The sequence below is a fragment of the Paenibacillus sp. GCM10027626 genome, assembly GCF_042676285.1.
Lineage (GTDB): Bacteria > Bacillota > Bacilli > Paenibacillales > Paenibacillaceae > Paenibacillus_Z.
Window position 1 is genome coordinate 1 of sequence record NZ_JBHTHC010000004.1, and the last position, 26,009, is coordinate 26,009.

Genomic DNA, 26,009 nt, shown 5'->3' on the forward strand with positions numbered 1-26,009 from the left:
CTCGCGTTTGGCGTAGCTGATCCCGGTCGTGTCCTGTATGCACAGAAACACGGTCTCCCCGGTTTGTTTCATCTGCCGCAGCGTTTCCTGTCGATAGCAGTCTATGACGTTTTCTTCAGTGAGCTCGGGATTCTGTAGAAGGCGGTAGATGGCTTTCGCCTCTGCTGCGTCTGCACTAGCTGCCGCTATGGAAGCCCCAGGGTGACGAGACAAAGTCGTCAACGTTTGGATGAAGCGATTCAGAACACGGGTGCTGCGAATATACATGCGACGGAAAAAGTTGAACTGTGGCTGAAGCAACGAGTATGTGGAAGAAGTGGACATGAATCATTCCTACCTTTGTATGAAGAGTTGTCTCTATCCTACCACGTTGTATGGTATATCGCATACCAAAAAATGGAACCCTTGTGGGGCAAGCTTAGATCGTACAATCGTTATTTGCCAAAATAGAAAGGAATATAGCAGTATTTCGTCCGAATAACGATTGTGAGGTTCGTTAAAATTTAAATACCGCCGTTTTTGCAGCTATAACGATTGTCAGATTCGTTAGCTAACTCGGATTCGCTCCGTTGGCAAACATAGGGGTACGCCCCCTTGCCGCAGCGCATTAGCCCGGTACCTTATGGAGGACATCCCGTAAAACAGCCGCCCACTCCTGCGGCATATCAAAAAAAGAAAGATGATGACCCGGAAATGTTACAAGTTCGCAGTCCAGCTTCTCGGCTAGAATGGGTGCTGTTCGTCCGTAATATTTCCCCTTATCCAGCGTCATCCTGCCTGCTGCGGCAAATATTTTCACTCCATTCTGCTTAATCCGCTCGATATCAGGCATATAATTCACACTGGGAATCATTTCGTACCTGATCAGGAAGCTTTCATTACTTGCTTCCGTTACCCGCTTTTGAAAATCCTTTGGAACGCTTTTAAAAGCACTGAAAGGGATGGAAAGGGACAGATTGAACTTGAAGCTGGCCATTTGAATGCCAAAGCGAAACGATGTCCGGTAAACGCCCGCAAAAAACCTTTGCCATTTTTCAGAATCGGGAAGCATTCTCACTACAGGCGGTTCGTGGATCACCATCGCTTTGACGGATTGCGGATGCCGTGCTGCCAATTCCAGCGCAAAAACAGCGCCTCCGCTATTCCCGAAAATATAGGCTGACTGATGACCGGCGGCTTCCAGCACGGCTACTGCGTCTCTGGCCTGCTGGCTTACCTCAAAATTTTGCGGATCGTTTCTGGTGCTGCGCGAATTGCCGCGGCGGTCATATGTGATAACCTGATATTCATCGGCAAGAATATCGGCCACATACGAATAAAAGCCAGCATCTCCATTGCCGCCTGAAATCATTAAAAGCGGTTCTCCTTCTCCCCGAATTTCATAATATAGTTCATCGCCTTCGGTCTTTACTCGTCCAGATTTAACCATATGTTCTCCCTCCTGCTTCGCGCGGTCTTCACTTCTTTAAAAATGGATTAGAACCTCGTATTAATACAAGTGCACCCCAAAACAATGCTAGAGCAAGAACGGGATGAAGCGCACCGGCAATGCCATGCGCCGTATAGTATTGAATATTGAAAAGGACAAATAAACCGAGACTCCCCCAGACCAGCTTCCGGGAAAGTTTCCCGACGATGCCGAGGATAAACATGACAAGCGAAATATATTCAAACATGTGAACAAACGTCCTATGCCATTGCCAAGCGTCCGAATGCTCGAACAAGGCCACTCCGGCTAAAAATACTTGTACGACAATACAAATAAATAACACCCACGAAAGAATGAAATAGGCCATCCTGCAATTTCGTACCCGGGGCGTCTCCGTTTTATTAACTTCAACTGTCAATTTCAAGCTCCTTTCGTCAGATATAATTGTCCATGCCCAATTTTTTTAGTTCTTCGGCAATTTGACCATAAATTTTGTTTAAAGTCTGAATAAGGTTGTCCTTTTCCTCATCGCTCAATTGACTGAAAAATCCGCTGTCTCTTTCGATTCTCATCTGATGCATGTTTTCGTGCTCCTGATAAATCTCTCTGCCAATGTCGGTAAGCTTGAAGTAGATTTCCTTTTTATTGTCAGGCTTCTGATATCGTTCTATAGCTCCCGTCTCGAGTAATCGCTTGGTTACCTTACTGATCGCCCCTCTCGTTACTTGAAAAGCTTTCGCCAGTTTGGACACATTGGCGTCTTGCATCTTCTCGATGAAATCAATGCAGTGAACCTCCATAAACGTGTTCTCTCTCATGAACCTATACTTTTTCTCTTCGATCGTTTTGATCAAGTTATGCCTTTCCGAAACCCGGTTAAAAATTCTGCTTAATTCCTCATCTTTGTCCATAATACACCTCAATATTGTATACTCAGGAAACAATATCATTATAATAACTTTTTGTTTCCTGTGTCAACAAAAAAAGATACAATCTTTGCAGGAATAAAAAAAGCCGCTATGTGACCGCTTCTCTCATAAAGAAAAAGCGATCCAGCAGCGGCTTCTGTTTCAGTCTTTTACATCATCCAAATATTCATTGGCTGGCTCACTGGGTATCGGATTGTGATTTTTGAACATGCTGAGCCGGCCGCTTCTCAGTTCGCCGTGCTCGCTTGGCTGCTTTGTCTTGCTGCCTTGAGCATTCTGCACCGGATCATGCTTGCTGTTGTTGTACTTGTTGGACATGACAGTCTCCTCCTTCGGTTCAAGTCATGCCTTAGGATGCACCAAGTCGCTTGCCATTATGTGCCTGCAATCGTGTGAAGCAGACGAGGCGGAGGCCAGTTACCGCCTTTTTGTTACGACAAGCCGCCATCGAGAAATCGCTCCAGCAGCGCAATCCGCTCCGTGGCCAGCGCTTCGGAATTGTCGAAATACAAAACCGAATCATCCTTCAGCCTCCAACGAATCATCCGGGGCTGCAGACTGGCTTTGAAGCTGTCCCAATTGTCCAGCTTCCAGCGATCCAGTTCCGAATTGCGCGCCCCAAAGCGCGCGCGATACGTCTCCTCCCCGGCAAGCGAGACGCAGATTACTTTCACATCCACCTCCGCCTGCGATAAACCGGCGTTCCTCAGCTCCTGCTCAAGCCAATCCGCGTCGTCCGTTTCTTTCGTAAACGGGCCGATCACAATCGCATCTGTCCCAACCGCTACATTCTCCCATGCAGCATCCATTGTGATCCGGTACCCGAGATCCCGGCATAACCGTTTGTATTCCGCCGAATCCCGGTCATGCGGGTCAAGCCCTTTTAATGTCATAATCGACACTGCAGCAGGCCGCAACAACGTGTCCATATCCAGAAATGCCAGCTTCCGTTTTCCGGCCAAGGCTTTCGCAATCGTCGTTTTCCCTGCTCCCGCTCCGCCAACGACAAAAATCAGTTGAGGCATGCTAGCCGCTCCTTTCTCCCAGTCGTGCTTAAAAAGTGATACTGCTGAGACTGACTATAATATTATAAGTCTTTGACGGTCCTTGGCGCGAGGTAAGTTTCTTCCCTGCATTTTATAGAATTTATCAGGTAAAACATATAAATTCTATAAAATGCATAAAAACCCGCGAAGCTTACCTTTCGCGGGCTCGTATTTTGTTCATCTATGGATCGTCCTCTCCTCGTCCTCAACTGCCATTATGCTCTTTCGGTTTGTTTGGCCGCCTCTCTATTGCTTTCCCGGTACTCGCTTGGCGTCATGCCGGTATATTTCAGAAATACTTTTGTAAAGTAGCGCCGCTCGACATATCCGACCATCTCGCCGATCTGCGCGATATACCGGTCGCTGGTGACAAGCAGCGACTTGGCGGTTTCCATACGCAGCTTCGTCAAATACTCGACATATGTCATCCCGAAATGCTGCTTGAACAACAAACTGAAATAACCGCTGCTTATCCGCAAATAATCCGCTACTTCTTCGACGCTCAAATTGTCGGCAAGCCGCTTATCAATATAGTCCTTGGCCGCCATCATCAGAACATCTCTTGATTTCCTGCCTTCAACGCTCTGCAAGCATTGATTAATAAGCTCATTAATAAGCGAGAGCAGCTCCTTCGGCGATGTACAATGACCGATCTTGCTCCACAACGCTTCCTCATCCGTTTGCGTCAGGACAGCGATCTCGCGCATTTCCCGCAGCAAGTGAAGTACGAGAAAATGCAGTACCTGCTGTATGCGGCGCATAGAATCGTCGGGCAGCGTCATCAGATGCCGGTTCAGCTCGTGAAGCGCTTCTTCTGTCTGGCGGCGGCTGCATTGCTTCAGTCCGGATACAATCCCCTCCGTAAGGTTCCACCATGCTGCGGTAAGTTCATCCTGCCCGCGAAACGATCCCGCCGAGGCCACCAGCAACCCCTCCTCCGGCGCGAGGGCAATCATTTGCTGCACGTTTTTGTAGACAGCGGACAACTGTTCTGCCGATACCAGACGGGGATACACGCCGATACTGACATTCAGCTTAATATTTTCCAGCACCGCCCGGTAAACGCGCTCCGACCATTCCCGCGCCTGCTCGGCGCCATATTCCGACTCGCCGCGCCGATGCTCGATAAGCAGGCACCATTCTCCCTCCCGCATCTGCAGTACCGCGCATTTGCGGCTTTCTCCTGCAAGCACCTCTGCCAGTACATTACGGATTGCAAAATTGCACAGTTTGCGATCTTGATCATTCCATAGCCCTGAATCAGGAGAGAAATGGTTTAAATCAACTAGCAGCAGTGCAAATTCAAGCTCCTCGAGACAGACCCCTTCGGCGGCCAATAACGGGTGAACGAGAACCGATGTATAATCCATCAGCACATCATACAATATTTTCTCATACGCCACGCTAACAAAGTTTCCCCACTTGCGCCGCTCATAGCTGGCTTGCTTCCGCTTGGCCCGAATCGTCTCAGCCGCACGGCGCACCACCTGCTGCAACTCATCATAATCGATCGGCTTGAGCATATACTCTTTTACTCCATATCGCATAACCGAGCGCGCATATTCAAAATCCTGGTAGCCGCTCAGCATGATGCATTCACATTCCAGCTTCAATTCGCGCAACTTGCCGATTAACGCGATGCCATCCATGACCGGCATGCGTATATCTGTCAGGATGAGGTCGGGTTGAAATTCCTGGGCCATCTCTAGCGCCACTACGCCGTTTCCGGCCAGACCGATCACTTCAAACCCGATCTCTTCCCATGGAATAACCACTTGCAAATTGCGAAGAATGTTGATCTCATCATCGACAAGCATCGCTTTCAACATTCTCGTTCCCCTCCTGCTGATGTTTCGCAGCCACTGCAGGAATCGTACACTTGACAGTAGTGCCAAGCTGCGGGTGACTGCATACGAATAACCCGTAACGGGCGCCATAACGAATACGAAGGCGCGCTGCCACATTGCCGACTCCAAGCCCCCTACACTCATCGATTGCGCTTGTTAGCGCCGATTCATCCCCAGTTGGGTTCAGCGCAGCCGCATAGTTGAACAAGTAGAGTCGCTCCGGTGCAATTCCGATGCCGTTGTCCTCCACATAATAGACTAAGTCCCCCTTCTCCAGCCTTACCCGAACACAGATGCGACCCTTGTAGCCGATGCCTTCAAAGCCGTGCTGAATGCTATTTTCTATGAGCGGCTGCAGCGTAAGCTTCGGAACCCGGCAGTTCATCAAATGATCGGGAATGTCCAACTCGTACTCAAATAAATTTTCGAACCGGTAGCTCTGAATCTCCAAATAACTGCGCAAATGCTCAATTTCCTGCATCAATCGCACATCTTCATCCCGATGAATGCTGACGCGCAATATTTTACTGAGCTGGCGAACCATCAGACTGACCTTGCGGCCTTCGTTCTGTGTGGCCAGTGCGTTGATCGACTCCAGCGTATTAAACAGGAAATGCGGCTTAATTTGCGCCTGCAGCAGCAGAAGCTCTGCCTTATTCTTACGCTCCTGCTCGCGCCTTACCTCGTTCAGCAGCTCATTAATACGCGCGACAAGACTGTTGAAGCCGCGTGACAGAACTGAGGTTTCATCATTGGCCCCGGCCGCTACCCGGATAGCCAAATCTCCGTGTTCGACCTTCCGCATCGCCACTGATACCCTCAGAATAAAACGAATAATGCGGTTCACAAACAGAAAGACAAAGATAAGCGCCAGTCCCAAAATACCTGAAAGGCCAATGGCGATCCAGCCCATAATGGTTTTCATCTGGCCGCTGATCGCGCCAAGCGGCGTCACGGCGACAACGCTCCACCCCTCGACCCCCAGACTGTCAAGCTGAAGCTGATGAAACGATAGCATACTGGGCCGGGAATCAAACTCGACACGCTTGCTTTCAAACCAGCTGACTGGCTCCAAGTCAACGCCAACAGTCTGAAAGAGATTTTGTCCGCGCAGTTCCGGTTTATTGTTATCGAATAGCACGAGCCCTTCCTTATTAATAAGCATAAATCGCTGATAGTTGGAGCCGCCTGCAGTATATAGGTTGAAGATGTTCTCCAATTCCTTGAAATCGACTTGCAAAATAAGCAGGCCGCGATCTTTCATATTGTAAAAGTCCTTGATGACGCGCAACTGATAAAAATAAGTATCATCTACCCCGAGCTCCGGATGCTCCTTCGGCCCGATCCATTTCGGCGAACCGGTCAGCCCAAGCACCTTCGGATGTAACGGGCTTTCCATTAATCTGTTGAAAGAAAGCTGACGGCTGAGAGCGCCCACCGCATAAGATGAGCCCGAGTTCGAATACATCGCCACTGAGCGGATGGGCTGGTAGGTCAGCATCGTCCGCCGAATGTTCCGTTCAAAAGATGAGTTTAATTCATCGCTCTCCCGCGAAGGGGTTTTCCGCCAGTACATTTCGCGGTACATGTCCTGCATCTCTTCGCGGATGATCGCGTAGTAGTCCGAAAAATAATTGGCTTCTTTAAACATATAACGGATATTGCGGCCGATCGCCTTAAGCGTCAGCTCCGTCTGCTCATTGTACTTGTCTTCTATCAGCCGTTCCGATAAGGTGTAGGTTACCCAGCCAAGTCCAAGCAGCGGCAAGATGATCAGGAGAATGAATGCGCCGAATATTTTCAGTTTCAATCCCATACATCATCAAGCTCCTTCAAAGACTTAGCCCTTCAGACTGCCGGCGGCCACGCCTTCAATAATTTTGCGCTGCAGGATCGCATAAACGATAATGACGGGCGCCGCGCTCAGAACGACCGACGCACAGACAGCTCCGTAGTTAAAGTTAAACTTATCCATAAAAAATTTAACCGCTACGGGCAGTGTACGCAGCTCCTGACTTGCTAATAGCAAGCTTGCGAAGATATATTCATTCCAATGGCCCAGGAAGTTCAGAATAAACACCGTCACAAGTGTAGGGGTCGTAAGCGGCAGCACAATTCGAAACAACAGGCCATACACCGTCAAGCCGTCGATCACTCCCGCTTCTTCAAGCTCCCTTGGCACCGATTTGAGAAAGGCGGCGATAATAAAGACGGAGATCGGGATTCCGAACGCTGTATAGGGTATGATCAGTGCCCAGTACGTATTATAAAGATTCATATCTTTAATCAGGATGTACAGCGGGATCAACAGCGATACCGGCGGAATAAGCAGCGAAAATAATAGTACGCCATAGACAAGCTTGTTTAGATGCGGAAAACGCATTCGCGATACTGCATAAGCGATCATTAATGCCAGAATCAGGCCTGCAACCGTGGCGACCGTCGTCACAAGCAAACTGTTAAAAAAGTATATACCGATCGTGTTGCTCGTCAACACGTTCTGGTAATGCTCAAGGTTAAAGCTTTTCGGCAGTCCCCAGGGATCAAGCCGGATTTGCGAGCTTTCCTTGAAAGAAGTAGTTAATACAAAATATAACGGATACAGAATAATCAGGATATAAGGCAGCAGAAACAGATGAGGCAGGATTTGTTTGCGTCTGTTCATATTAGTATTGATCCTCCTCTGACCGTCTTGTCACCAAGTGGAATATTATGGTCAGCAAGCTGGTAAAAAGGAAAATGATGATCGAAATGGCATTCGCATATCCGAACTTGCTCATCGAATAAGCTTGCTTGTACATATAAGTAGCCATAACTTCGGAACTGCCAAACGGGGCGCCTGCAGTCATAATCTGCACAATATCAAGTGCCTTCATCGCACCAGTGATCGATAGCAGCATCGTCACCATAATAACAGGGCGAATAAGCGGGATCGTCAAATAGCGGGCTTTGAGCCAGCCGGTCGCGCCGTCGATCTCGCCCGCCTCTTGCATCTCCTTGGAAATGGCAAAGATCGCGGATAGCACCAAAACGACATAAAAGCCGATCCATTGCCATGAATTTGTCACCAGAATGGCCAGAAAGGCAAAATTTTCGTCCCCCAGCCACCCGCGGGTCCACGATTCCAATCCGACCAGTTTCAGCAATTCATTCAACAGCCCGATATCGGGGTTGTAAATAAATGTCCAGATGACGCCGATAACGGCTGTTGACAGCACGCTTGGCATAAAGACCGTCGTTTTATAGAAGTCCTTAATATGTCTTACCCCGCTAATTACTATGGCAACCAGCACGATAATCGGAATTTGTATAATTACGGAAAAAAGAACAAATACAATATTATTCGTAAGCGCAATTAGAAATTTTTCATCCTGAAACGCCGCAATAAAGTTCTCGATTCCGTTAAATCTCGCTTCGTTGATGCCGTTCCAGCTTGTGACCGAGTATCTGAGCGAACTGAATAACGGAGCGACGTAAAACGTAATATACAAGATCAGCGCCGGCACTACATAGATAAGATAGGCGAGCCGATCACGCATAACCCTTTCCATAATCCCCCTCCTCTAAGCTGAGACGGGCACCACGGTTTTGTGGCGCCCGATGAACCCGATTAAATTATTTCGCCTGATCGGCTTTATTGGCTTCTTCCTGGGCCTTTTGCACCGTTTCCGCAGCTTTTTCCGGCGTCGTTTTGCCCCCTACCAGCTCTTCTGCAACTGTTTCAAGCGTCTTTTTCACCGATGCTTGAACGATGGCGTCGAATGCAGGGAATGCCCCTTCCTGCTGGCTTTGAACTTTAACAACATCAACGATCAAGCCTTCAGCATTACCTGTGTTGGACAGCTTCATGGCTGGAAGACGTCCGGAATCAACCAGTTCGCGCAGCTGATTTTCTTCGGTATAGAAATTTTTAATGAAGGATTTGACTGCTTTCAATTGCAGTTCGTCATCGGCCACTTTACTGGAAAAACCGTAACCGTTGGAGAAGCCGCCGTTAATCGTGTTATCTCCGGGGCCGCCCATATTCGGGAAGTTAAAGAAACCGGCTTCTTCTTTAACCGTCGATTTATCCCCGACGATGCCGGCCATAGCCCATGAGCCGTCCATAGACATCGCCGCTTGGCCGGTGTAGAACTTCGCCTGCTGATCGCCGTATTTTTGGGCGAGCACGCTCTTGTCCAAATAACCCTTATCCTTGAGTTCAATCAGCTTGGCGAATGCTTCGACTACCGGGGCATCCGTCCATTTGGCTTCGCCAGTTAAAAACTTTTCCTGAATGTCCATACCGCCCAAGCGCACGAACATCGTATTGATCAGCATATTGATCGCCCAGGCATCACCGCTCCCTCCGCCAAGAGAGATCGGGATATTGCCCTTTGCCTTCAGCTTCTCATTAACATCTAAGAACTCTTCCCATGTTTTCGGAGGTTCAACGCCCGCATCAGCGAACATCGTTTTGTTGTAAAAGAACCCTTCAACGAATCCCGATTCCGGTAGCCCGTAGACTTTTCCGTCAACTGTAAACTCACCAAGATTCAAAAATTTGTCCTTAATCCCCAGCTCTGTGAGGATAGGCGTCAGATCAAGCAACCGCCCGGCTTTGGCATAGTTTCTCGTGTCGTCTCCGCCGAACAAGTTGAAGATGGGCGGCGGATTGCCGCCAGCCATCTCGGCCTTAAGCTTTTGATCGCGGTTCACGACATCCTCTACGCCATCCAGTTCAAATTTCAGCCCTGGATTTTCACTTTCTGTCTTTTGAGCGACTTCTTCAAGCAGCTTAAGGGCGTTTTTCGACGTTTCCCGCACATTGATATGACGGATCGTCATTTTGAAATCTTTGACCTTCTCAGTGTTATCCGTGTTCGTGTTATTCGTCTTGTCCTTGTCCTTGTCCGTTGTGTCCGTTGTAGTGCTGCCGGGCGAGTTGGAACCGGAATTGGGAGTGGAGTTGGGAGTGTCTGACTTGTTACCGCAGCCTGCTCCCGTAACGGCTATAGCCGTAAGGAGCAAGGCAAAAGGCATGAGTTTCTTTTTCTTCAACATTCTTTGACCTCCTGTTAATCGTTTTAAAATGATTCCGCAACCCAATTATAAGAAAATCACTCAAATTCTTATAGACGGCTATTTCTCATAAACAGGGATAAAATTCTCTACAAACTGGAAGCCGTTCCATCTCCCCATTGACAACGAACTTTTTATCGGCACAATTTTAGTATGTAAAAAATATTCTTTTATGAAAAAAATGGATTGCGCCGTCCTTAGCGTATCGCGAAGTTTCTTCCCCCTGAAATTTTATTAGCATTCATCGCCAGCAGCGGTAGTCAGTGATTTGGCCTGAAGAAGGGGCAAGCTGCAAAGCATTTTTATCTTACGGAATCCACAGACCTTATTTCGCCAATAACCCCTCTTTTTGAAATCTAACGGAAGTAAGCGATCTTAATTCGACGTTTTCTTGCGAAATCGGACTCATCATCATCAAATAGCGGCACACAGTTCCGTTACAATTTCAAATCGGTCGAATTTTCTGAAATAGCGGCTGTGACATCCGATTAGATTTGGCCACCTCTTATTGTGAATAATTTCACAATTTACTTCAGTTGGTTAGCCCACACGGCCAATCGACAGCTTCCGTAGGAGGTTGCCGATTCATTGTGGACAACTGTAAGCTCGGGCGAAGCGGGCTGCACGCGGACCATGGATCCGTTATCTGTGAACAAAACAGCAAAAACAGCTGGCTCGCGGACCGTAGATCCTTATCTGCCTCAAATCGCCGCTAAACCCCAGCAAAATCAGTAAATAACGGATCGCCGCCGGATTCATACCTATTTACGACTCCGCAAGCCCTCCCACCCTTTTAATACATAATTTTTGTTTAGCTGAAAAGAATAATTTGTATGTTGTTCTTAAAGTTGAATTATGTAAAGCGGAGGGCAAATATGCGCAGAACGTTTTATCGAGGAGCAGCGGTTATTTTAGTGGGATTAGTGTTCAGTATGGTTGCGGATCTGCGATTTCTCGTCTCAGCGCGGGAAGTTCAGCGGAATGATACAATCACCATGATCATTCGTTCGAGTCCAAACGCAGGATTCGAAAGCCGGCTCGATATTGAAGACTCCAAAATCATTCAGGCGTTGAGGGGCGCGAAGAAAGAGACGATCGCAAACTCCCCGTATCTAACCGATATCTACATAGCTGTACCACAAGTTCAAAAAACACTCTTCCGTTTAGAGTCATCAGGAAACCTTTGGAGTGAAATGGATGGAGAGCGGCTTGTCATACCTCGTGATATTTCCGACAAACTACTGAAAGATGCGAGGATATTGAGAAGTCGCCATTACGGAAAATTAATTGAATGGGAAGAAGCGAAAAAGCTTTTACCTCGCAAAAGCTTTTTTTCTATTAAGGATTTGGAAACAGGACTGGAGTTTCGGGTTCAGCGGCGGGCAGGAAGAGATCACGCGGATGTTCAGCCGGTCACGAAAGAAGATACGAAAATCATGAAACAAATTTACAACGGCAGATGGAGCTGGAAACGTAAAGCGATCGTCTTATCTAAGGACGGAAAACACTACGCGGCTTCCATGAATGGGATGCCCCATGGAGGAGATGGGATTCCTGGGAATAACTTTTCCGGCCATTTCTGCGTTCACTTTTTGAACAGCAGCACGCACCGATCAGCCAAACCGGATCCGGCTCATCAATTGATGGTTCAAAAAGCCGCGGGAAATCTGAGATCGTTTTTCGATTCCGCATCCCCGCTTTTGCTCGTGCAAAGCCTTATTGAAGCTTCTAATCAAAAGGATCTAGAAATGATCCGAATGATCACTGAAGGAATAGCCCGGGAGAAATACGACTTGCTTATTCAGGAATTGTCTTCCCCTTTGTCCATAAAAACGATCAAACAATGTGAAATGAAAATAAACCAAGAAGGTGACCTGTTTGCAACTATAAATCTGGGTATCGGGATTCAGCAAAAAGGGCGGGCCAGACAAAAAACCTCCCTCCAGTTCATTTTCGCCCGGCAACTTCCTCACACTCCTTGGCGCTTACAGACTGTTTATAAAAAAAAACCACAACATGCAAGTAAGCGATAAAAAGCTTAATCCATACGGGTTTAGGACAATATTGCTTTGACGCATCCCAGGTTCCACCAATACAATTCATAGATTTTTTCGGGTGCTTCGGCTTGTCATCCAGCATGGCATGGCATATTTGATCTGTAGATGTATATATTTCTAATGGGATACAGTACCTCCTTGCTTTCAGCAAAAATAGGCTACCGACATTCAGAGTCGAGAGCCTATTTTTCATTTCGCTAGTCATCGAGCGCCGCGGTGCCCAGGTCTGTTAATAGACAGATGCATCAATACTTCATAAGCACCATCCCGTGATGTTGCTTAGCTACTGTAGATAATCTCTCCTTCTATCATTGTCCAAACAACGTTGTACTGATCATCAAGTAAAACCAGATCCGCATCGGCCCCTCGTTCTATACGTCCTTTATGAGACAACCCGAGAAGATCCGCCGGAGATCTGGTCGCCATGGCAACCGCTTCGTGCAGAGGGATACCCAGTTGCACCGTATTTTTCAGCGCCTGGTTCATAGTGACTGTGCTGGAGGCCAGCGTTCCGTCTTGAAGTCTGGCTACCCCGTCAACAACTTCAAGCTGATGTCCGCCAAACACATAAGCACCGTCTCCTAACCCCATGGCTTGCAGAGCATCAGTAATTAAGACCATTCGCTCGGAACCTTTAACGCGATACATGAGACGAACAATTGCGGGATGCAAATGGATACCGTCGACTATGGCTTGGAGGCTAACCTTTTCTTCCTCGAAAGCAGCTACGACCAGACCGGGATCGCGATGATGAATCGGACGCATACCGTTAAAACAGTGCGTGATATGGCTTGCACCTAAGGCAAATGCTTCTTTGGCTTCTTCATACGTAGCGTCGGAGTGGGCAATCGCCACGATTATTCCTTTGCCGACCAGGCTTGAAATCATTTCTGCAGCTCCAGGAAGCTCAGGAGCCAATGTGACCATTTTCATCAAATTGCCGGCGCGCTGCAAAATCTTCTCCATTTCCTCCATATCGGGATGTCTTAGAAAGAGTTCATTTTGCATGCCTTTTCTTTTGGGATGCAAATACGGACCTTCCATATGGATACCGGCGATTTTCGCTCCTGGCTCGCTTCCGGATACCTTTTTTACGTTTTCGACCATATCGATCAGTTGTTCAATCGTAGAGCTGACAGATGTAGCCAGAAAAGAAGTACAGCCGCTCTGCATGCAGGCAAGAGACACCTCTTCAATACTTCGGACAGTCCCATCCATCATATCAAATCCATTGGCGCCATGGATGTGCACATCGATCATACCGGGAATCAGCAAAGCCCCCTGTCCGTCAATTTTGACTGATCCTGGGGTGGAGCAAGCTGTTCTCTCATCTTCCAAAACGATCTCAACAATCCGGCCATCTTCAATCATAACTGTAGCATCACTAACAATTTTATGTTTCAAAGCAACCTGAACATTTGATATACGTTTCATTGTAGCATCCTCCTGTAGTTGTTTTGTCTATAAAGACCTGGCAAGTCGAAACCCAAGATCATCGATGCGAAATGTAGGGTGACTACGGCGGCGGCACGTCGCTCCACAGCCTCTCGCCTCTTCGGCCCAACTGCCGCCGCGGAAAATCCGGTAGGAGCCGTATACGTCCACATCATACAAATCCCAGCACCATTCCCATACATTCCCCAGCATATCATAAAGCCCCCACGCATTCGGCAGCTTTTTCCCAACCTCTTGGGCCATGCCTGCGGCGTTTTCATGATACCAGGCGATTTCATCAAGCTCGCCGTACCGGTAACCACTTGTTCCCGCTTTGCATGCATACTGCCATTCCGCTTCCGTAGGAAGACGGTAACCATTCGCCTCCCAGTTGCACTCGACACGCTCTCCATCATCACTTACTGAGTAACATTCCTGAAAACCCGAGTACCGGGAAAATAAATTACAGAAGAGAATAGCATCCTCCCAGGAAACATCGACAACGGGAGCCTGCAAGTTCTCATTAGCTTCAACGGGCTTTTGCTGCATTAGCGAGAAATACAACGACCTCGTAACCGGAACCGGTGCAAGCAAAAAAGAATTCAACTGGACCGTCCATGTTTTTTCTATTCGATCGTCCCTTAATGCAATTTCACCCGCAGGTATGTTCACCATTGGATATTCAACATGACTGCGCTGTACATTTGACATCCATCATCCTCCATTATCAGTACCAACTCATCACGACTTATATTATACCAGGAAAAACATACCTACAATCATAGATGTAGCACGAATGCCCCTTCCAAGCGCCGCGGGCGGCGTCATGCCGGTCCTCTCCAGGATCGACTGTTGAGCTAATTTTTCAACCTGTCATATAACGCCATTGCTTCAGACCAGGATGCTGCAGGCGATGCCAGAATGAGATCCGTCGTTCCTTTGCTGTCACTGTCAAACGGCTCAAATAACCAAATGACAAACTCATCGAATTTCCCATTCATGCGCATGACGCCAAGCGACTTTAATTCCGGGTTGCCGTTCTTAACAGTAGAATAGATGATATAGCCCCAGCCCTGTCCTATTTTTTTATTGAATACAATCGGTACAAGTTCGTATGTTTTCGTATACTCAAAGCCTTCGATCGTTAATGTGCCTGTAAATTTGGGATCTGAAAACAAACGGATATACAGCTTTCCCTCAATATTGACAGCAACCCGCTTCTCATCGGTCGCATGATTTTATGTAATTTAGTACCCATTAAAAACACCATATCACAAAAAGACCAGCAGTGCTTCTGCTGGTCTTTGTTCCTTATTCAGTGTAGGGGAGACTTTGAGTGCTCAGCTAGGGGGGACACAGAAATCCCTGATTGTTCCATGGAACCATATTCCATTATGCAGCACAGCACAAACCGGTTTCCTATAAAAGGTCTTATACCATTCTCATTGATAGGAATCAGGTCCAATTCTTGTTGAACCTCCCCTATTTACATTTGTTATCCGGCAGAAATCGTGGATTCTTACTTAACATATCATCACCTTGATGAAAGGAGAACCACCCAAAGGGTTTTATACCCGGGTGGTTATTGAAAATTATTATCTACAAATTGAACAGAGAATAATGACGAGCAGAATGAAAAGGACGAGAGTTGAACCACTATTGTTGAATCCTCCAACGACACCAGACATGCTTATACGCTCCTTTCAGTTTAAAAATATATTGCCTTATATTTCTATGCACATAATGCTGACCGCGATTGGACATACGTCGTGCCTTTTAGCCCCATTTGTACTTGGACGGTTACCTTTGGTACAACTGATAGACTTGCCGCCTAATTCTTCATAGCCAAAATACGATTTCATGTTCATCTAGTGTGAAAATAATATGAGCCGCCAAGAAAAGTTTTCCGCACTCCCCATCCCACCACGGAATATACTGTGATGAAAATAACCGGAGGTAAATATCATGGCTCGTAAGAACGACAATAATCCTTTAGATCATTGGTCAGAACTAAATAAAGTTTTCGGATTAAATTTTCCCTTGCCGCCGCACGGAATGCATCCTGATCAAATTGATGATTTTGTAAACGATGTTTTAAGTCATTCCTTATCATCGTTTGATAACCTGTATCAGAGAGATCTTCGTACTGAAACATTTGAAACGCATCAAGATGTCATTATCAAGGTAAAAGTACCGGATGAAGAACAAGCAAGAAATTTGAGAGTTTTCATCAATCCAGGACATGTGAAGCTTGAAGGTTTGCCCGGAAATAGGCATCAGATTATCAAACTGCCAGCCCTCGTTAATGTAAAACAAAGCAGAGCGTTGCTTCGGGAAGAGACTCTGCAAATAAAAATCAGGAAGCTGCAACCGAATGAGAATTATCACGAAACGTTCATACGTTATCTCTGATTGAAAAAAATGTACCTTTCCACGTGAAAAGGTACTTTTCCTTTTTGCTTTTTCCTTAACGTCCAGCACTTATGGCACAATACATGATACTTAAAAATGACTGCATCGGCTTGTGCTATAGCCTAACATTCCAATTCCTTCACATTCTTTGGGCTCGAATCATAAGATAAATCAAATGTATGGGGTAAAGGATGAGGCATATGTCCAATGTTTTTAACATTTTTAATATAAAAATCAGCAACATCTCAAGTAATAGTTCGATGAACCTTGGAAATACCATTTTTAAGGGAAATGCGCTGGATCTAAAAACTATAGGCGGAAATTCCGTTATTGGAGATGCCAGTCCTTCATTCCAAGTAGACCGTAATGCGGTTAATGACTCTGATATGATAGACCATGCTACCAACCAAAACACACTTTAATTATGGAAGGGATTCCTAAAAATGAACATATCGATCACCAACATTAAGATCAATTCGATTTCAAATATAGGGTCTTTCAATATCGGGAAAGTGATCATATGTAAGAATCAGGCAACGATATCATCCTTAGAACAAGCAGCCGCACCACCTACTGGGGAAGCAGCGCCGCCAGTCACGCCCCCAACGCCGGTCACGGAGCCAGCTCCAAGACAATTTTTATGATAATTTAAGCAGCTATCATTTCTTAATGAAGTGAGGTGAGACAATTGCACCACATGCATCAGCAGCAATATATAAATTACATGCACATGATCGAACAACGAATGCGCCAATTGGAGGAAAAACAACAGTTGTTGGAAAAGGAAAACGAAAAATTGAATAACCAATTGCTTCAAATTAAACCCGTTCATATTGAAAACATCAATTACAAGGTCCAGGAATTAACGGTGAAAGAACTGAGCGGCACACTAAATATCGGATTGACTGCTCTTGCAGATCAGGAGCAACTAAAAAAATGGTTTACTGACCCGGGGCAAGGTGAGGAGATTCAGTTTCAGGATTTGGACACAACACAGGCAGGGCAAAAAACTAATGAATAAGCAGGTGAGTCTATGAGTGCGGAGCATTGCTTTCACTGCAACTATAAAGCGAAGGAAAAAGATAAATACTGTACGAACTGCGGGGCTCCACTAACCAACCGTTGTACCAATGACGGAGGACCATTTGGAGACCCATGTAAAAAAGTCAACGAAAAATCGGCTGTTTTTTGTGCGGAGTGCGGATCGTATACCACTTTTTATAAAGCTGGAATGTTGAATACATTATATTCGGATAATAAAAGATTCGAAACGAACGATTTGAATGACTTCATGCACTTCGATCACCATTTTTTTAAATAGTGGTTTTTAGTAGGAGGGGACGGCAACCCAACGGTAACCCCCGTCCTCTCAATCACCATACATACGAGTCCTAATACGGCGGTTCCAAAAAGTTAACAGAACTCCAAATAACGAGAAAGCAAACTTTTCAGCCCATATTGTGGTAAATCGGATCGCAGCATTTGCAGTTCCTCTAGTTGCTGAGTTGCTTATTCACGGTATTTCCTGCAGCCGAATCTACTGATTCGGCTGCAGGGTGCTTACTCTAATCGTTTATTTTGCTGATTGTTCCATTAATCTCACAGCGATAGCCGCAGCTTCCGCCCGGGTCACGATGCCGGCTGGCTTGAACATCCCTGCTCCCGTACCTTCCATTAACCCGCTGGCTGCTGCTTGCGCTACATACGATTGCGCCCATAAAGGTATTTGCTTCGCATCGCGGAACTCGCTCAGCGGCTCCCCGCTTCCAGCTGCAGCCATGCCACCTGCTGCACGTGCCAACACTGCAGCCAGTTCTACCCGTGTAATGCCTTCCTGCGGACGGAAGCTGCCGTCGCTATAGCCAGTAATCCAGCCGGCTTGCACGGCTGCTGCCACTGCCGCTGATGCCCACTTGCCGATTTTCGCTTCATCTCTGAAGCCTGGGGCTTGTTCGGCGCCGGCCTGCGGCTTCAGCGCCCGTGCCAATATCGCAATCAGCTCCTGACGCGTCACGGCTTGATCGGGACGATACGTATGATCGGCAAAGCCTTTAACAACACCAGCCTGCACCGCTTTTTCAATCCAGGATTGGCCCCAGTGGCCGGCGATATCGTTCAGTTCTTTCGGCTCTTTCGTTGGCTGCGGTGGAACAGCCTCATCCTTCACGGCCATGACGGCATACACACCCAGTTGGTCCACCTCGGCAATAAAGCTGTCGCCGTCCACCTTACCTTCTACTTTCATCCACGTTTTTTGTTTAGCATCATAACGCATAAGAGTTGGTATTTGCTCTTTCCCTGCTTTGCCTGCATCGAATGCGATGCGAAGGGTAGCCTTCTTCTTGAATGCACCTGCTGGCTCCTGACTTAACTCAAATACCGGACTAAGCAGGTTTTCTGCTTGCAAATCCTGCAGCTTTTGCCCTTCCAGTTCGGCAATTTTAAGCTGCCCGCTCGTATCTGTAGCTCCAGCCGGGATTGTCAGCTTAATTTGCTGGCCAAGGCTGACTTCACCAGCCACTCCCGCTGGCAAGTATAGCTGCCCCGAATAGGTTTGATAGAGATCTGTTCCTCCCGGGTAAACCGGCGGATCTATTGGCGGATTAACGACTGGCGGCGCCTCAATTGTAATGGTCACAGTCGCTGTGTTCGAATATTGATGGCCATCGTGAACCCGGAAAGTGAACCGGTCTTCCCCAGTTGAACCGTCATGCGGCGTAAACACGAAATTCCCTGTCGCTGCATCACCGAGCTTCACCGTTCCCAGCTTGCCGCCAGCCACAATTTCATAGGTCAGCTTTGTTCCCTCCGCATGCTCGGCAGTCAACTGCCCGGAAATAGCTTTGCCTGCTGCAGTCACGTATGAACCGTTGTGCGCTTGAGGTTTCGCGGGCTCAACTGGACGCAGCTCAAATGAAATGCGATATTCTCGCGTCACAGCGCCGCTTTCGGAAGTAACGGCCACCATTGCCGTACCCGGCACCTGCTCCGCCGGTTCAATACGTACCGTCGCCTTCGTATCAGTCGCTTCCGCCGTTATTTCCGGCAGCTTCGCTCCTTTATCCAGCACGACTGTATACTGCAGCTTATCCGGAGCAAATCCGGCGATTGGCTCGCCATTCAGATGAAGCGACTTTAACGTAGCATCGCCTGGCTCGCCCGAATCTTCCTTGATCTCGGCGGCCTTAAATACAGCGATGGCCGCACTCAACTGCGTCACTCCGGCATCCACCCCTGCCTGCGAAGCTCCCTCATCGGCTACTACCGCTTCCGCTACCTCAATAGCCGCTAGAAACTCGTCTTTTGCTGCGGCCGGGAACTGACCGGCTTTATCGCCGACCACGGCTGCGTCATGAAGCTTCCTTGCCTCGGCAACGGCACTCATCAGCGCGGCTTTATCCGCCTTTTCTTCAGGCACGGTTGCCCCCATAAACTGCATCGGGCGCAGCTCCTTATAATCTTTCGAAGAGCCGATTCCGCCGCCCCATTCGAAGAAATCTCTCCGGCCCGCTCCGTCGTTCTCGTTGAACAACAAGCTGAAGCTCATCATTCCCTTATCGGGATGGACCGGAGCAAGCTCGCTCCACGGAAGGGCAATATAGTAATACGTGTATTTCGTTTCTTCATCGCGGATCACTTTCGCTTCCACATTCGTCACGTCGCCCACTTCGACGCCCTGCGGAGTGCTCCAGCGGTGAACGACGGTTTGCCCGTTCGGGCAAAGCGCAAACCCATACTCGTACTTATCGGGTATCTCCTTGCCCGCAACGCCCGAGAAGATAGCAAATTGGATCCCGTCGCCGGTCCAGGATGAGGAACCGCATTGATCCTGATAATGGATGTCGTCTTTAATCTTGGCGGTCAAATAAAAGTGCTCCTCATCCCAGTTCAACCAAAAATCGCCGCTTAAATCATCCGGCCCCTTCCAGCTTCTCACCCGATTGTTGCCCGTCTCAATTAAATTCAGAGCGTATCTGGGAACCTGGACTTCCTGCAAGCGTTCGCCGGAGACTGTTTTTTTTACGATCGGATTAAACTCAGTGTAGCCCTCCAAAGATACGGGTGCCGTTTCTTTAAAATTCAGCTTCACTTGATAAGCATAAGGTTTGCTGTAAGCGGGAATCGGCACTTCGACGCTGCCCCGCCACACGGAAGCGGGCGGAATCGCTTCGTCGTACGCTTGTGAGCCGGAAAGCTCGCCCAATTGCCATTCCAGACTCGTCAGCGTATAAGCGGATACGACTGAATTGTTCGTATACGAGATTTTTAACTGACCGGATTGATCGTCCAGTGAAGCAATATGAGGCGCAACTTCCATGCCGAACGGTTCTTCGATTTTGGCGGTCACAAGCAAGTGAGCCCTCAACTGGCCGTTTACTTTCACATTAGCAATATAAGTGCGGCTTCCGGTCTCCCGAACGGCAGGCAGGGAGATCGGCACGTTAAGCTGTCCATTCGCCGGGACGGATACAGTCTGCGTAACGCCGGCCACTTCAACCTCGGCTTCCATCGCCGCGGCGCTGCCTGTATTATCTAACCTTACGTTGACGCGAACATGATCGTTCACGGCCGCGACAACGTCATCAGCGGAGAACATGCCGCCAGCCTGAATGCCGGTAACGTTGCCTTTCACATAAAGCACCTGATTGCCGAGCTTTAAATAGACTTTGCCATTCAAAGGTACAAGCGTCTGCTCTTCTCCGGTGAAATCCGTTACGATCACAGGGCTTTCCGTCGGCAAGACTACTTTCTGCGGAGTAAGCGACCATAGAACGCGCAGATCTTCGCCGTTCTTACGGAACAGATAGCTTCTTACATTGCCGTAAACCTGTTCCTGCCCTATATATTCCGCTCCGGTCAACTGCCTCGTTTGAACCGCGTAAGTTGCAAAAGCCGGCTTGGCCGTATAGGCGCCCCGTCCATCTTCTTCGTTTACGATGATACCGAAATTATGCTCCCGGTTCTCTGGCTCTGCACCGTCATTTTTGAAATCGTACCAGGTGATATTTTCCACACCTTCGGAGATCGCCAGAACATTATAACGGGCAAGGTATTCCGCTTGTTTATCCTCCGAGACACCATCTCCGCCCAGCTTTGTATGCCAGCCCATCTCTGTCAGCCAAAGCGGTATCTCCTTGCCAGAAGTATTATATTTTGCAATCAGCTTGTTCAGCTTGTCTAAAGCCAGATCTCCGCCCTCCGGGATTTCCGGAAAACGGTACGGGTGAACGGAGACGCCGTCCAAATAGTTCAGACCGCCCAGCGCAAACAATTCTTCAATCCAGTCGTAGGGAATTGTCACTCCGGCAGGTCCGATAACGCGAACATCTTCGCGCAGGGACTTCACGGCCGCATACGTCTCTTTCAACAGCGGATAATAATACGATGGAGCCGCTCCGCCGCCAAAGGCGTTATATTCGTTCCATACTTCAACCTCCTTGATCTGATCACCGTAATGATTCAATACGGCGCGCGCGTAATTCGCAAAGCCTGCTACTCCTGCAGGGTCTTTAATATGAAAGCCGCCGGGATATAGGTTATTGTTGTAGCTCAGCACGATAAGCGGCGAGATTCGGTGCTGCTTTAAGGCCGCCATATACGAATCGTACATCTCTGGGAATTGATAAACGCCCTTTTCCTTCTCAATCGCACCCCAATAAAGCTCGTCTCGCACCATGCTGACACCCAGTCTGGAAATAAGAGGAACCAATGCTTGATCCAAACTTTGACCGAAATGGGTGGCCAGGCTAAACGGCGATGACTGGCCAATCGTATCCTCGTTCGAAGAGAGCACCGTAATTGGAGTTGTCGTTCTTTTCACGATTCGCTCACCGTCTGCGGCCGTTACATGGAGTTTATAGTACCCCTTGCCCAAAGCCGGCATGGACAAGGTTAGTGTGCCGTCTTCTCCGACAGCGGCCGAACCTTCGCCGAAGGGGGCACCCCAATAATTTTCCAGTTTCCAATCGACCCGTTTAGCAACCGTTTTCAACCCAAGGCTGATTGGTTCTCCCACAAGAAATACGCTTCCGATCGTCGTCGGAATAATCTTCATATCCCGTGTCTCGGGCACGTATTTATTCACCGTGACCGCCGAGATTACGACATCCTGAGCCGTATCTGTAGCAGCTTTTGCATAATATAAACGATAATCCGTGCCATTGGCACGATTAGAAAACTTGGCGTGAGGCAGAGCGACGATATTCGTCTTCCATGTCCCCGAGTCCGTCAATTGAATCGGATTTGCTTTCGTAAACCCGCCTTTTATGGCATCATACTCGGTCACAATCGTGCCTTTGCCAACGTCGAGGTAAGTCACCTCAACTTCGATCGGCATATCCACATCGTAAACATACGTATCGTCTACATTAAAATATAAGTATTTCGCGCCATTTGCTGTATCCGTCGCCCAGCCTTCCTGCTCTGATCTTGCAACGATCGGCGCTTTATTTTTGGCATTGTCTCCCGGGAACACATTAATTCCCTCGTACTTCCAGTCGCTATTCAACTTAGCTTTCACTGTCTGCGCGTCGCTGTAGTTGCCCAAATGCCGGATCGAAACTTCGCTGAAATAAACGTCCTCCTCGCTGGTGCTGCCCATCTCGCTCGACCAAATACCCAGACGCATCATTTGCGTCAAGTCCGCCTGCAGCACGATAAACCGCTCCCGCTTCCAACTGTTCGTGCCTGTCAGGCGAATATGCTTCATATCGCGCCAGCCGGTGCTATTCCGATAGGACAAGGCGAACTTCCCGACAGGTCCGTCATAATATTCGACCGTCACTTCGACGCGGTTATCTCCTCTGGAGACAAATTCCTCATCAGTTACTTCCATATAAAGATAGTTGCGGGAATTGCTTTTATCTGTTCGCCAGCTCTCCTTGCCCCCGATGACTTCGGCCTTGCCGATCTGGTCCCGCAAAAACGGGTCCCCAGGGAACATATGCAGGCCGCTGAATACGGGGTTGGCGCCTAATGTTGCCGCAACGACCTCATGATCGGGCTCCGGATCGTTCGCTTTCGAAACCTTAATGGCACCGATGACGATATCCTCCACGCTGGCTGCCAATCGAATCGCCGAATAGTCGGCGTCCACCGGTTGAAAAACATGTGTTTTCCACTCGTTGGTCCCGGTCATCTGCACCATCTCCGATTCGACATTGCCATTGGCAGTGGAGTAGCGCAAATTAAATTTCCCCGCACCGCGATCGAAATAGTCGATTTCAACCTTTTGATTTTTTCCGCTTCCATAGGAACTGTCGAGATCAAAATTCATGTAAGCGTAATCATTACTGATTTGCGTAGACCACCCCTCCCTGGAGCCATAGGAGGCGATCGGCTCAACGTATTTATCATTGCCGCCCATTCGCACTTTAATGCCCTCATAGGTCCAGTTGCTTTTTAACACCGCCCGCACCGAGCTTGCCATGCTATAATCCGGCAGTTTGGATACAGTCACCGATTTAAAGAAAACATCCTCTTGACTGCTCCCCATCTTAGGCCCGTACAAGCCCAGACGCATTTTCGTAATCAGAGCGCCATCGGAAACGTAAAATCGATGTGTCTTCCAAGTGTTGCTTCCTGTAAGGTGAACATATTTCTCTTCCTGCCACGCGCCTTGCTTTAAATACATCAGATTGAATTTGCCGGTCCCGCCGTCGTAATAGTCGACCGAAACCTCTACCCGGCTCTGCCCTTCGACGAAAAAGCCAGGAGCCGCATTCAAATACATAAACTGAACTCCTCCGCTTTTGTTCGTCCCCCAACTTTGCTCGCCGCCTTTCACAGCCACTTGCGGGGTCGTGGAAATATCCCCGGGCAGTACCGTCAATCCGTCAAAAACCGGATCGTTTCCTAAACTCGCATGGATTACGTTAGGCGTGTCTGTGGATGCCGAAACCGCCCCCGGAGGAATGATTCCTCCGGATACCAATAATACTGATAACATGACGAACCATACACGTATTGCCCTTCTGCTTATCCTCATTTCGTACCTCCATTATCATTTTCGTTTTATACTAGACATTTTGCTTGCTGCAGCCGCTCATCCTTTAACAGCAGAACTTGAGAACCCTTGAATAATATACTTTTGGCCCAGGAAGAAGACGATAAGAAGCGGCACGACTCCCGCCGTGGCGGCGGCCATCATCATGTTATAGTCCACCCCTGATTCCAGCATGAAATTTTGCATGCCGAGCGGTACGGTGAACAGTTTTTTGTCCAACAGAAAAATCAGGGCGTTCTCATAATCGTTCCACGTCCATGTAAAATCAATGATGGCGAAGGTTGCCAGCACCGGTTTGGAAAGCGGCAGAAACAGTTGAAAGAAAATCCGGAAATGGCCGGCTCCGTCAATAAAAGCCGCTTCCGATATTTCATGGGGAATGCTCATAAAAAATTGCCGGATCATGAAGACGCCGAACACCGTAAACAAGCCTGGAAGAATGAGCGCCCAGTGGGTATTGTAAATTTTCATCCAGTCAAACATGATAAACTTCGGCACAAACAACACTTGCGGCGGAATCATCATCAGACATAGATAAAGCAAAAAGATGCCGTTCCTGCCCTTAAACGGAATACGGCTAAAGCCATATGCCGCAAAAGCGGCGAGCAAGGGAGCGCCGATCATCAAAATTAACGAAATCTTCAGGGAGTTGAAATAAAACAGCGAAAATCCGTCTCCGGTCATCCATACCTTAAAGTGGTTGGTCCATACAGGATCGAGCGGGATCCATTGAATCGGATAAGTGAAGACATCCTTTGGTTTCTTGAACGAAGTGCTGATCATCCAGATCATCGGCGACAGCAGCAGCAGACTGGCCAGTGCCATGATGATCGTATTGAAGCTTTTAACGACCCGTTCTCTGATTATTCTTACATTTCTTGTATCCATTGTGCGTCTTCTCCTCCGTTAGTAATGGACCCACTTTTTCTGGCCAACCCACTGAACAAGCGTGATGCAAAGGATGATCAGGAACATGGTCCATGAGACGGCTGACGCGTAACCCATTTCATAAAAGTTGAACGCTTTTTTATAGGCGAAAATAGAGAAAACCGTCGTACTGTTTCCAGGCCCTCCTTGGGTAATGGCGTAAATCATGCCAAAGCCTTTGATGGAGCCGATAAAGCCGGTAATCATCAGAAAAAAGGTCGTCGGGCTGACCAAAGGGAATATAATCAGGCGCAGCAGCTGCCCAAACGTTGCTCCGTCTATTTTGGCGGCTTCCAGCTGCTCCGAGGACAATTCCTGCAGCGCTGCCAAGTAGATGATCATGTTGTAGCCAATGCCGCCCGCGGTCATCATAATCAGCACTGCATACATCGCCGTATCCGGTGAAGCGAACCATAGCGGAGGCTCCGATACGCCAACGGATCGCAGAAATGCGTTAATCGGACCATTAGTAGGCTGGAACAGCACCATCCAGACGAAAGCAATCGCGATGCCGCTCGTAAAATACGGAGCGAAAAAGAACGCCCGCAGCGTCTTCTGCAAGTAGGTACGATTATTGAGCATGACGGCAATCAGAAAGCCAAGCACAATTGAAATCGGTACAGGAATCAACACCAGCAAGGTGTTTTTGACCGATACAGCAAACAAATCGTCTCTCACCATCATCCTGAAATTATCCAATCCAACAAAGCGCGGGGCTTGCCCGCTAGCGAATACCCAATCCGTAAACATCAAATAAAAGGAAAACAGGGCCGGAACGAGCATAAATATCGTCATTCCGATCAGATTGGGCGCAATAAATACATAACCAATCAGCCTCTGCCGCTTCATCCAGCTCACGATC

Annotated in this window: 21 protein-coding genes and 1 pseudogene; 5 read left to right on the forward strand and 17 right to left on the reverse strand. The window is 48.1% G+C overall.

Annotation, left to right across the window (positions count from 1 at the left end; translation table 11 throughout):
* The 11 genes and pseudogenes from ACFQ0N_RS09910 to ACFQ0N_RS09960 form a co-directional block, all read right to left on the reverse strand.
* The coding region (locus ACFQ0N_RS09910) for a transposase DNA-binding-containing protein (RefSeq protein ID WP_379325409.1) at positions 1 to 324 on the reverse strand (324 nt) is incomplete at its 3' end.
* A 283-nt stretch (positions 325 to 607) separates the two neighbouring features.
* Entirely contained in the window at positions 608 to 1,429 is an 822-nt protein-coding gene (locus tag ACFQ0N_RS09915) for an alpha/beta fold hydrolase (RefSeq protein WP_379325411.1), read from the reverse strand.
* A 142-nt stretch (positions 1,430 to 1,571) separates the two neighbouring features.
* Positions 1,572 to 1,796 (reverse strand): annotated as a pseudogene (locus ACFQ0N_RS09920) (DUF6220 domain-containing protein); the annotation flags it as partial.
* 67 nt (positions 1,797 to 1,863) lie between these two features.
* Entirely contained in the window at positions 1,864 to 2,340 is a 477-nt protein-coding gene (locus ACFQ0N_RS09925; RefSeq protein WP_379325413.1) for a MarR family transcriptional regulator, read from the reverse strand.
* Positions 2,341 to 2,499: 159 nt separating this feature from the next.
* Positions 2,500 to 2,676, reverse strand: a complete 177-nt coding sequence (locus tag ACFQ0N_RS09930) for a hypothetical protein (RefSeq protein ID WP_379325415.1) — start codon at positions 2,674 to 2,676, stop codon at positions 2,500 to 2,502.
* 113 nt (positions 2,677 to 2,789) lie between these two features.
* The gene (locus ACFQ0N_RS09935) at positions 2,790 to 3,383 is read right to left on the reverse strand and encodes a P-loop nucleotide/nucleoside kinase family protein (protein WP_379325417.1); all 594 of its coding nucleotides are present in this window, start codon (positions 3,381 to 3,383) and stop codon (positions 2,790 to 2,792) included.
* 236 nt (positions 3,384 to 3,619) lie between these two features.
* Complete coding sequence (locus tag ACFQ0N_RS09940) at positions 3,620 to 5,233, reverse strand: response regulator transcription factor (protein WP_379325419.1); 1,614 nt, start codon at positions 5,231 to 5,233, stop codon at positions 3,620 to 3,622.
* Positions 5,208 to 7,067, reverse strand: a complete 1,860-nt coding sequence (locus tag ACFQ0N_RS09945; protein ID WP_379325421.1) for a cache domain-containing sensor histidine kinase — start codon at positions 7,065 to 7,067, stop codon at positions 5,208 to 5,210. Before ACFQ0N_RS09945 ends, ACFQ0N_RS09940 begins: the two co-directional genes overlap by 26 nt.
* A gap of 24 nt (positions 7,068 to 7,091) precedes the next feature.
* On the reverse strand, positions 7,092 to 7,916 hold the full coding sequence (locus ACFQ0N_RS09950; RefSeq protein WP_379325423.1) for a carbohydrate ABC transporter permease: 825 nt from the start codon (positions 7,914 to 7,916) through the stop codon (positions 7,092 to 7,094).
* Position 7,917: 1 nt separating this feature from the next.
* A complete protein-coding gene (locus ACFQ0N_RS09955) occupies positions 7,918 to 8,802 on the reverse strand; it encodes a carbohydrate ABC transporter permease (protein ID WP_379325425.1) in 885 nt (294 codons plus the stop codon).
* Positions 8,803 to 8,866: 64 nt separating this feature from the next.
* Entirely contained in the window at positions 8,867 to 10,294 is a 1,428-nt protein-coding gene (locus ACFQ0N_RS09960) for an extracellular solute-binding protein (protein WP_379325428.1), read from the reverse strand.
* A 606-nt stretch (positions 10,295 to 10,900) separates the two neighbouring features.
* On the opposite strand from ACFQ0N_RS09960, the gene ACFQ0N_RS09965 reads away from it, so the two are divergent.
* The gene (locus ACFQ0N_RS09965) at positions 10,901 to 11,047 is read left to right on the forward strand and encodes a hypothetical protein (RefSeq protein ID WP_379325430.1); all 147 of its coding nucleotides are present in this window, start codon (positions 10,901 to 10,903) and stop codon (positions 11,045 to 11,047) included.
* 140 nt (positions 11,048 to 11,187) lie between these two features.
* Positions 11,188 to 12,345, forward strand: a complete 1,158-nt coding sequence (locus tag ACFQ0N_RS09970; protein WP_379325432.1) for a hypothetical protein — start codon at positions 11,188 to 11,190, stop codon at positions 12,343 to 12,345.
* A gap of 303 nt (positions 12,346 to 12,648) precedes the next feature.
* Here the strand turns inward: ACFQ0N_RS09970 and nagA are convergent, their stop codons facing one another.
* The 3 genes from nagA to ACFQ0N_RS09985 form a co-directional block, all read right to left on the reverse strand.
* Complete coding sequence (gene nagA, locus ACFQ0N_RS09975) at positions 12,649 to 13,803, reverse strand: N-acetylglucosamine-6-phosphate deacetylase (protein ID WP_379325434.1); 1,155 nt, start codon at positions 13,801 to 13,803, stop codon at positions 12,649 to 12,651.
* Positions 13,804 to 13,830: 27 nt separating this feature from the next.
* Complete coding sequence (locus ACFQ0N_RS09980) at positions 13,831 to 14,514, reverse strand: formylglycine-generating enzyme family protein (protein WP_379325436.1); 684 nt, start codon at positions 14,512 to 14,514, stop codon at positions 13,831 to 13,833.
* A 146-nt stretch (positions 14,515 to 14,660) separates the two neighbouring features.
* A complete protein-coding gene (locus tag ACFQ0N_RS09985; RefSeq protein ID WP_379325438.1) occupies positions 14,661 to 14,981 on the reverse strand; it encodes a hypothetical protein in 321 nt (106 codons plus the stop codon).
* 787 nt (positions 14,982 to 15,768) lie between these two features.
* Here ACFQ0N_RS09985 and ACFQ0N_RS09990 point away from each other — a divergent pair.
* The 3 genes from ACFQ0N_RS09990 to gerPC all read left to right on the forward strand — a co-directional run bounded on the left by ACFQ0N_RS09990 (position 15,769) and on the right by gerPC (position 17,236).
* On the forward strand, positions 15,769 to 16,215 hold the full coding sequence (locus tag ACFQ0N_RS09990; RefSeq protein ID WP_379325440.1) for a CS domain-containing protein: 447 nt from the start codon (positions 15,769 to 15,771) through the stop codon (positions 16,213 to 16,215).
* A gap of 200 nt (positions 16,216 to 16,415) precedes the next feature.
* Positions 16,416 to 16,637, forward strand: coding sequence for a spore germination protein (locus tag ACFQ0N_RS09995; RefSeq protein ID WP_379325442.1), 222 nt, complete (start codon positions 16,416 to 16,418; stop codon positions 16,635 to 16,637).
* Between the two features lie 275 nt (positions 16,638 to 16,912).
* A complete protein-coding gene (gene gerPC, locus ACFQ0N_RS10000; RefSeq protein ID WP_379325444.1) occupies positions 16,913 to 17,236 on the forward strand; it encodes a spore germination protein GerPC in 324 nt (107 codons plus the stop codon).
* Between the two features lie 552 nt (positions 17,237 to 17,788).
* Here gerPC and ACFQ0N_RS10005 read toward each other — a convergent pair.
* Genes ACFQ0N_RS10005 through ACFQ0N_RS10015 form a run of 3 tightly spaced genes read right to left on the reverse strand, consistent with a single transcriptional unit; the run spans position 17,789 to position 25,996 of the window.
* Positions 17,789 to 24,202 (reverse strand): S-layer homology domain-containing protein, encoded by a 6,414-nt coding sequence (locus ACFQ0N_RS10005; RefSeq protein ID WP_379325446.1) that lies wholly within the window; start codon positions 24,200 to 24,202, stop codon positions 17,789 to 17,791.
* A gap of 57 nt (positions 24,203 to 24,259) precedes the next feature.
* On the reverse strand, positions 24,260 to 25,108 hold the full coding sequence (locus ACFQ0N_RS10010) for a carbohydrate ABC transporter permease (RefSeq protein ID WP_379325448.1): 849 nt from the start codon (positions 25,106 to 25,108) through the stop codon (positions 24,260 to 24,262).
* An 18-nt stretch (positions 25,109 to 25,126) separates the two neighbouring features.
* On the reverse strand, positions 25,127 to 25,996 hold the full coding sequence (locus ACFQ0N_RS10015) for a carbohydrate ABC transporter permease (protein WP_379326002.1): 870 nt from the start codon (positions 25,994 to 25,996) through the stop codon (positions 25,127 to 25,129).
* Between the last annotated feature and the right edge of the window lie 13 nt (positions 25,997 to 26,009).